The sequence below is a fragment of the Marisediminitalea sp. genome (assembly GCF_984433645.1).
Genome location: NZ_CFIDRX010000196.1, coordinates 1 through 7,641, shown reverse-complemented (window position 1 = coordinate 7,641; position 7,641 = coordinate 1). Strand labels below are relative to the sequence as shown.

At 48.0% G+C, this 7,641-nt stretch carries 8 protein-coding genes; 1 reads left to right on the top strand and 7 read right to left on the bottom strand.

The window, feature by feature from the left end:
* From AC4MRN_RS18065 to trmJ, 4 genes are all read right to left on the bottom strand, one after another.
* On the bottom strand, positions 1–1,162 hold a 1,162-nt coding region (locus tag AC4MRN_RS18065), incomplete at its 3' end, for an IscS subfamily cysteine desulfurase (RefSeq protein WP_491204065.1).
* Positions 1,163–1,642, bottom strand: a complete 480-nt coding sequence (gene iscR, locus AC4MRN_RS18060; protein WP_255053558.1) for a Fe-S cluster assembly transcriptional regulator IscR — start codon at positions 1,640–1,642, stop codon at positions 1,163–1,165. It abuts the gene before it with no gap.
* Between the two features lie 111 nt (positions 1,643–1,753).
* Positions 1,754–2,575 (bottom strand): serine O-acetyltransferase, encoded by an 822-nt coding sequence (gene cysE / locus AC4MRN_RS18055; RefSeq protein WP_491204064.1) that lies wholly within the window; start codon positions 2,573–2,575, stop codon positions 1,754–1,756.
* On the bottom strand, positions 2,575–3,294 hold the full coding sequence (gene trmJ / locus AC4MRN_RS18050) for a tRNA (cytosine(32)/uridine(32)-2'-O)-methyltransferase TrmJ (RefSeq protein ID WP_491204063.1): 720 nt from the start codon (positions 3,292–3,294) through the stop codon (positions 2,575–2,577). The genes cysE and trmJ overlap by 1 nt, the downstream gene beginning before the upstream one ends.
* A 222-nt stretch (positions 3,295–3,516) precedes the next feature.
* Here trmJ and suhB point away from each other — a divergent pair, with 222 nt between their 5' ends.
* On the top strand, positions 3,517–4,296 hold the full coding sequence (gene suhB / locus AC4MRN_RS18045) for an inositol-1-monophosphatase (protein ID WP_073323130.1): 780 nt from the start codon (positions 3,517–3,519) through the stop codon (positions 4,294–4,296).
* A 68-nt stretch (positions 4,297–4,364) separates the two neighbouring features.
* On the opposite strand, the gene galU is transcribed toward suhB, so the two are convergent.
* The 3 genes from galU to AC4MRN_RS18030 all read right to left on the bottom strand — a co-directional run bounded on the left by galU (position 4,365) and on the right by AC4MRN_RS18030 (position 7,592).
* Positions 4,365–5,258, bottom strand: a complete 894-nt coding sequence (gene galU / locus AC4MRN_RS18040; protein WP_073323132.1) for a UTP--glucose-1-phosphate uridylyltransferase GalU — start codon at positions 5,256–5,258, stop codon at positions 4,365–4,367.
* Complete coding sequence (locus AC4MRN_RS18035) at positions 5,255–6,601, bottom strand: UDP-glucose dehydrogenase family protein (protein ID WP_488799049.1); 1,347 nt, start codon at positions 6,599–6,601, stop codon at positions 5,255–5,257. Before AC4MRN_RS18035 ends, galU begins: the two co-directional genes overlap by 4 nt.
* Before the next feature lie 130 nt (positions 6,602–6,731).
* Positions 6,732–7,592, bottom strand: coding sequence for a glycosyltransferase (locus AC4MRN_RS18030; protein ID WP_491204062.1), 861 nt, complete (start codon positions 7,590–7,592; stop codon positions 6,732–6,734).
* Positions 7,593–7,641 lie beyond the last annotated feature (49 nt).

Here is a 7,641-nt window from a genome sequence, read left to right as displayed (position 1 = left end):
GCCGTGCTTGCCTTAAACGTGTAACCACATCGATGACCGTTGAAGCAGTAAAATCCATCTCAGCTTCGGTGGTAAAACGCCCTGCAGAAAAACGGATCCCAGCATGCGCTAGTTCCGCGCTTCGCCCCAATGCAGTTAATACATAAGAGGGTTCCAAACTGGCGGAAGTGCAGGCCGATCCGGTTGAGATAGCGAGATCGGCTAATCCCATCACCAGGCTTTCACCGTCTACACCACCAAAACTGATATTTATGATACCTGGCACACGCTGAGTTAAATGGCCGTTAAGGGTAACCTCATCTAACTGACTAATTCGTTCCCAGAACGCTTCTGTGAACTGACGTAAACGGGCGCCTTCTTCCTCAAGCATTTGACCCGCCAGGTCGCAGGCCGCACCAAAACCAACAATTTGATGGGTCGGTAACGTGCCGGAGCGCATCCCTCTCTCGTGGCCACCACCGTGCATTTGCTCAGCAAGTAAAGTACGTGGACGACGACGGACAAATAAAGCGCCAATGCCTTTTGGCCCGTAACACTTGTGAGCAGAAAACGACATAAGGTCAACGGGCAACGCTTGTAAATCAATCGGTATTTTGCCCAGGCTTTGCGCCGCATCCACATGGAATACGATGCTGTGCTGACGACACAGGTTACCGATACCTTCAATATCCTGCACGACACCAATTTCATTATTGACGTGCATCACCGACACCAGAATGGTGTCCTCTCGCAACGCCTTAGTGATTTGTTCTACTGAAACGAGCCCTTGTGCATCGGGCGTCAAATAGGTTACGTCGAAGCCCTGCTCCGCCAAATAATCACAGGTGTCTAAAATAGCCTTGTGCTCAGTGCTCACGGTAATAATGTGATTGCCCTTGCTGCGATACTGCTGCGCCGCACCTTTAAGCGCCAAATTATCTGATTCGGTTGCGCCGGACGTAAACACAATCTCCCGCGGATCGCAGTTAACCAATTCGGCAATTTGATTACGCGCCACATCTACGGCTTCTTCAGCCTGCCACCCAAACCGGTGAGAACGAGAAGCAGGGTTACCAAACGTGCCGTCCAGAGTCAGGCATTTCGCCATTTCACTGGCCACTGCAGGGTCAACCGGTGTGGTAGACGCATAATCTAAATAAATGGGGGTTTTAACCTGGCTCATTTACAGTCGAATGCTCACTTGAATTTCTTTGTCGAGTGCCGAGCGCTGCTTATCCTGTCGACCGGCTACAGCCTGAACATCCCCTTTTGCCATTAATTCGCCCAGACTGATACTGTCCAGAAAATGCCCGATACGGTCACTGAGATCCTGCCACAAACTGTGTGTTAAACAGCGTTCGCCAGCCTGACAGTCGCCCTGCCCCTGGCATCTGGTAGCGTCAACGGATTCATCAACGGCTCGGATCACTTCACCAATGGCAATATTGAACGCATCACGTCCGAGTTTGTAACCCCCACCGGGACCTCGCACACTTTTGACCAAGGTTTCTTTTCTTAGTCTGGAAAACAATTGCTCCAGATACGACAGCGATATTTCCTGCCTGGCAGAAATATCTGCAAGCGACACCGGGCCTTGTTGAGAGTGGAGTGCCACGTCCAGCATGGCGGTCACCGCATAGCGGCCTTTGGATGTAAGTTTCATAGCGGGCAGCGATAGTCTAACATGGGAAAATTGTTCCATACCCGACTAAAATGGTCAAGTATAAAACCTAGTAATTTAGTCAGGTATTATAACGTAGCTTATGACGGCTTTTTAAATATGCGGGTCGAAGGCTTCATGCTTTTGTTGTTGTGTTTTGGGTGCAACAGGCGAGAGACCCGTGCTAGCGAAGTCTTCCTCAGACATCCCTTCCAGTTTATCGGTGTTAATGTTGCCGCCCAGGGTTTGTATAACCTGACACAACTCAACGATGCGTTCATCCATGGCATGAATATGCTCGACCATCACCCCCATTGCACTGGCAACAGGATCCGGATTGTCGCTGGCAACAGCATACGCATCGAAGCCGTATTTTGCGGCGATTTCATTGCGCTTATTCTCGCTGCCTTCGCGGTTAACTGGTGCAGATTGCACAATCCGTCCCGGAATACCGACAACCGTGGCGCCAGCTGGCGTATCTTTTACCACCACGGAATTCGAACCTATTTTAGCACCTTCGCCTATTTCGATTGGACCAAGTACTTTTGCCCCCGCCCCTACAACGACATTGTTGCATAAGGTTGGGTGACGCTTACCGGCTTTCCAGCTTGTTCCGCCGAGCGTCACGCCGTGATACAGGGTCACGTCATCACCAATTTCCGCCGTTTCACCGATGACAACGCCCATACCATGGTCAATAAAAAACCGCTTGCCGATAGTTGCGCCCGGGTGGATTTCTATGCCCGTCAGCCAGCGACTAAACGTCGATAAGGTTCTTGCCAGCCATTTTAATTCCATCTTCCAGAGTTTGTGGCTCACGCGATGAAACCAGACTGCGTGTAAGCCCGGGTAGTTAGTCAGGACTTCAAAGGTATTTCTGGCTGCGGGATCCCGATCAAAGACACCGGCAATGTCCTCCTTGATGCGCGCGAACATCACTTTTCCCCGCTGGATTTATCGATAGCCGCGAGAATACCACGAAGAATGTTCAACTCCTGCGCTTCTGGTCTGGCGCGATTAAACAACCTACGTAAGCGGGTCATCACAATGCCCGGGTGATTTTCATTAATAAACTTCACATTGCTTAGCGTCGATTCAAGATGCACATAGAAGCGTTCAAGGTCTTCACTCAGCGGATACTTAGATTCTTCCTGAGGAATACGCGTTTTGTTGAGATAGGCCATGCGAATTTCATAACACAGGGTTTGCACGGCAGCTGCCAGATTCAGTGAGCTGTAATCCGGGTTAGCGGGAATGCACACATGGAAGTGGCACTGCTGCAATTCTTCGTTGGTCAGACCGTTATTTTCCCGACCGAAAACGAGGGCAACCGGGTACTGACCAACTTCAGCAACGAGTTTTTCTCCACACTCACGCGGCTCTAGCATTGGCCAGCTCAATGTTCTGGAACGGGCCGATGTACCAACAACAAGTCCGCAGTCTGCAACAGCTTCACTCAGCGTATTTACAATTTTCGCATTAGCCAGCACATCACCTGCACCAGCGGCTAGCGCACTGGCCTGGCCGTCAGGTTCATCTACCGGGTCTACCAAATACAACTGACTCAACCCCATGGTCTTCATTGCCCTTGCCGCCGAGCCAATGTTGCCCGTATGAGACGTGTTAACCAGGATGATTCTTATCTGTTCAAGCATGTGTAAATCGTTGTTAGCCTTTAATTGGCCGAGAGTGTAGCACAGCAGTGTCGAATTCGCAGCGGTAGGCTGACTTCGTTTACAAGCCGTATTGAAATCTACGCCTGTAACGATTGATGAACTTTTAATCAATCTGATATTGCGAATCACATTGCATTATTAGAAGTAACTGGTACACTGCGCGCCGTTTTCTATTCGATCTTTTACAATTGGTGGTTCCTAATGCATCCGATGCTGAACATTGCGGTGCGCGCAGCGCGCGTGGCTGGCTCTATTATTGTGCGTGGTTTTGAAAACCGGGCTGAGCTGGTAAAAGAAGTCAAAGGCAGTAACGACTATGTTACGCAAATAGACAAAGAAGCCGAAATGGCAATCATTCATAAGATTCAACAGTCTTATCCTGCTCATAGCTTCCTGGGTGAAGAAAGCGGTGAAGTGGTTGGAGAAGCGCCGGAGTTTCAGTGGATCATTGACCCACTGGATGGAACGACCAATTTCATTAAAGGCATCCCGCACTTTGCAGTGTCTATAGCCTTACTTCACAAAGGCCGTCTGGACCAGGCAGTCGTATTCGACCCTATTCGCGGGGAGCTATTCACTGCGTCTCGCGGCCAGGGTGCACAATTAAACGGCTACCGTATTCGTGCGACCAAACCAAGAGACATGTCTGAAACCGTGCTAGCGACCGGTTTACCCTTCAAAAACAAAAGTCAGTACGCAGATTATGCTGTGCGTTTAAACAAGATTTTCCACGATTGCGGTGATATTCGTCGTGCAGGCAGTGCTGCACTGGACCTGGCGTATGTAGCCGCGGGTCGTCACGACGGTTATTGGGAGCGAGGCATCAAGCCCTGGGATATTGCTGCGGGTGAATTGCTGGTTCGTGAATCTGGCGGTTTGGTCACGGACTTTTCTGGCGGTAACGATCCGCTTTATAAAGGCGAGATTGTTGCAGGTAGCGTGAAAGTCGTTCAAGGCTTAGTGAAGCATCTGAAAGCCTAATCGGTCTTTACTAAGAACTAAAAGTAAAAAGCCTCCGTATCGGAGGCTTTTTTCGTTAATGGGTAGTGTTAACCGTTTAATGATGCAAGGTACTCTTTGAACTCTGCACCTAGAGAAGGGTGACGCAATGCGTATTCAACATTGGCTTTCATATAGCCCAGCTTACTGCCACAGTCATGGCTCTTGCCCTTCATATAGTAAGCATCGACCTGCTCGACTTTCATTAATGAAGAGATGGCGTCAGTCAATTGAATTTCACCGCCTGCACCTGGTGGGGTGAACTCAAGTAGTGACCAGATTTCCTGAGAAAGAACATAACGACCAACAACAGCCAAATCTGATGGCGCTTCCTCAAGCGGTGGCTTCTCAACCATGTCATAAATCTTTGCAGATTCGCCCGGCTTAATTGAAGCGCCTTCCAAATCAACGATACCGAATTTTGAAATGCTTTCCTGAGGAACTTGCTCAACCATAACCTGGCTCACGCGACTGGTGTTAAATCGGGAAACCATTTCGGCTAGGTTGTCTTTTTTAGGGTTGCTGGTGTACTCATCAATGATGACGTCTGGCAATACAACTGCAAAAGGATCATCACCGACCATTGGGTGTGCACACATAATTGCGTGACCCAAGCCCTTCGCCGCGCCCTGACGAACGTGCATAATGGTCACGTCCTTCGGACAAATAGACTGTACCTCTTCAAGTAACTGACGTTTAACACGCTGCTCAAGGGTTGTTTCAAGTTCGAACGACGTATCAAAGTGGTTTTCGATACTGTTTTTACTGGCATGTGTAACCAGAATAATTTCTTTTAAACCCGCCTGAACGCACTCGTTGACTACGTACTGGATCAAAGGCTTATCTACCACAGGCAACATTTCTTTTGGGATGGCCTTGGTGGCGGGCAACATACGCGTGCCCAGACCGGCTACAGGTATGACGGCTTTTTTTACCTGACTCATAGTTTTTGTCCTTTTATTGAAAGTCCTCGACCTATCGCATAGTAATGCAATCCGTATTCCGACATGGTTTTCGGATCATATAAATTACGACCGTCGAATATCAGCGGTAGCGATAGTTTTTCTTTTATTAAATCAAAATCAGGAGCGCGAAACGATTGCCACTCAGTACAAACAACCAGGAAATCCGCGCCATCAAGCGCCGCTTCTTTCGTTCCGGTAAGTTTCAGGTCGGCACGGCTGCCGTAAATACGCTGAGTTTCTTCCATGGCTTCAGGGTCAAAGGCTTGCACCGTTGCTCCTTTTTCCCATAAGAGCTCCATTAACACACGGCTTGATGCTTCGCGCATGTCATCGGTATTCGGTTTGAATGATAGTCCCCACAGCGCGACAGTTTTACCTGCCACATCGCCATCAAAGTGACTCATAATATATTCGAATAACTTTTCTTTTTGAGAGTAGTTTACGGCTTCGACTGACTCCAGAATTTTTGCTTCATAACCGACCTGATTTGCACTACGAATGAGCGCTTGCACATCTTTGGGGAAACAAGAACCACCGTAACCACAGCCCGGATAAATGAATTGATAGCCGATACGTGGGTCAGAACCGATACCCCGGCGCACGTTTTCGATATCTGCACCAAAATGTTCAGCCAGGTTTGCCATTTCGTTCATAAAGCTGATTTTGGTCGCCAGCATACAGTTCGCTGCATACTTCGTTAGCTCAGCAGAACGGATATCCATAGTAATCACTTTGTCGTGGTTACGGTTAAACGGCGCGTATAATTCACGCAGTTTTTTCTCTGCTTTTTCACTATCCGTACCAAGTACAATACGATCAGGTCGCATACAGTCATTGACTGCAGCCCCTTCTTTCAAGAATTCAGGGTTAGACACTACGTCGAAGGTGGTTGATTTGCCTAATTCCGCAAGCGTTTCGGTCACTTTGCCTTTTACTTTGTCCGCGGTACCAACCGGCACGGTTGACTTGTTAATAATGATTTTATGATTTTGCATATGGGTGGCGATAGTGGTTGCCACTGCAAGTACATATTTTAAGTCAGCCGAGCCGTCTTCATCCGGTGGCGTACCTACGGCTATGAAAATCAGCTCGCCGTGTTCAACACCACGCTGCGCGTCGGTAGTAAAATCGACACGACCACTATCGTAATTGCTGGTTACTAGTGGGGTAAGGCCAGGCTCATAGATAGGGATGATGCCTTTTTTCAGGTTATCAACTTTATTCTGATCCACATCAACACAAACCACATCGTGACCAACTTCGGCCAAAACCGCAGCTTGCACTAAACCAACATACCCAATTCCAAATACTGTTACCTTCACTTGTTCATTTCCTTTATATTTTACAATCGCATTTCAGTACATTGACTGCGCGATATTCCACTAATTTATACTGGTTTCATTAAAGCATCATGACGAAACAGGCTCAACTGAAAGTTTCGTATACCTGTATTCAACACTTGCCTATCGGCCCTGATACACGTTTGACTCCATCTTTTATTCCTTTCCACATAAACGCCCCTCGTTGTGGCCTCGCATCCAGTAAAAAGCGATTAACAATCCAACGGCATGGCAACGCGATTATGTTGCGGATTTTCCAGTAAGCTGGCACATAGGGTCTGGGTAACAACAAAAGCACATTTCGGAACTGATAATAAAGCCGAATAGGTTGACCAACCTTAAAATCAACACCGAGTACACGCTTCCTCGCGTCACCTTGCTTGTGAATCATGTGCAGATTACTATCGACAAATATCTCATAACCACATTGCCTCGCCCGCCAGCACCACTCGTGGTCAACGCCATCTATAAATAACTCGGTTTCCTTGAGGCCAACTTCATTTAAACAATGAACAGAAAGTACCATCCCCGAAGCGATAATTTGCGTAGCGGAAAGATACCCCTCCCCCACTGCTTTAGGCTTTTGAATCGAAGCTGTTACCGGCTTGTGATCAAACTCACTGACAATACAAGGGCCGATTGCTGCGACCTTTGGATGCATTTTTCTGGCTTTGATAATACTGGCCTGAAGGCCTCTGAGAAGAGAAAGACTTAGTAGACTGTCCTGGTCAAGTAACAACGCATATTCGTGTTGTCTTTGCTGTACCTCGCGCAAACCGATATTCTGCGCTTCCGCGATGCCGGCATTTTCCGGGCAATGTGTGTAGCTTACATAATCCGGCAACCAGTTGGCGTGAGACTCAGGGGAATTGTCAATTACAATGACTGACCACCCTGCGTCATTCAACAACGCTATATTATCTAGCAGCCGTGATTGTTCTGGGTGATAGAGGATGATAATGCTGGAGAACATCAATGTTTAATAAATTTCTCTAAGTAATGGCGATCAAGTTTGTAGGCTA

Coding starts and splice junctions, on each gene's coding strand:
- suhB (WP_073323130.1), top strand. CDS start 3,517: ATGCATCCGATGCTGAACATTGCGGTGCGCGCAGCGCGCGTGGCTGGC.
- AC4MRN_RS18030 (WP_491204062.1), bottom strand. CDS start 7,592: ATGTTCTCCAGCATTATCATCCTCTATCACCCAGAACAATCACGGCTG.
- trmJ (WP_491204063.1), bottom strand. CDS start 3,294: ATGCTTGAACAGATAAGAATCATCCTGGTTAACACGTCTCATACGGGC.
- galU (WP_073323132.1), bottom strand. CDS start 5,258: ATGAGTCAGGTAAAAAAAGCCGTCATACCTGTAGCCGGTCTGGGCACG.
- cysE (WP_491204064.1), bottom strand. CDS start 2,575: ATGTTCGCGCGCATCAAGGAGGACATTGCCGGTGTCTTTGATCGGGAT.
- iscR (WP_255053558.1), bottom strand. CDS start 1,642: ATGAAACTTACATCCAAAGGCCGCTATGCGGTGACCGCCATGCTGGAC.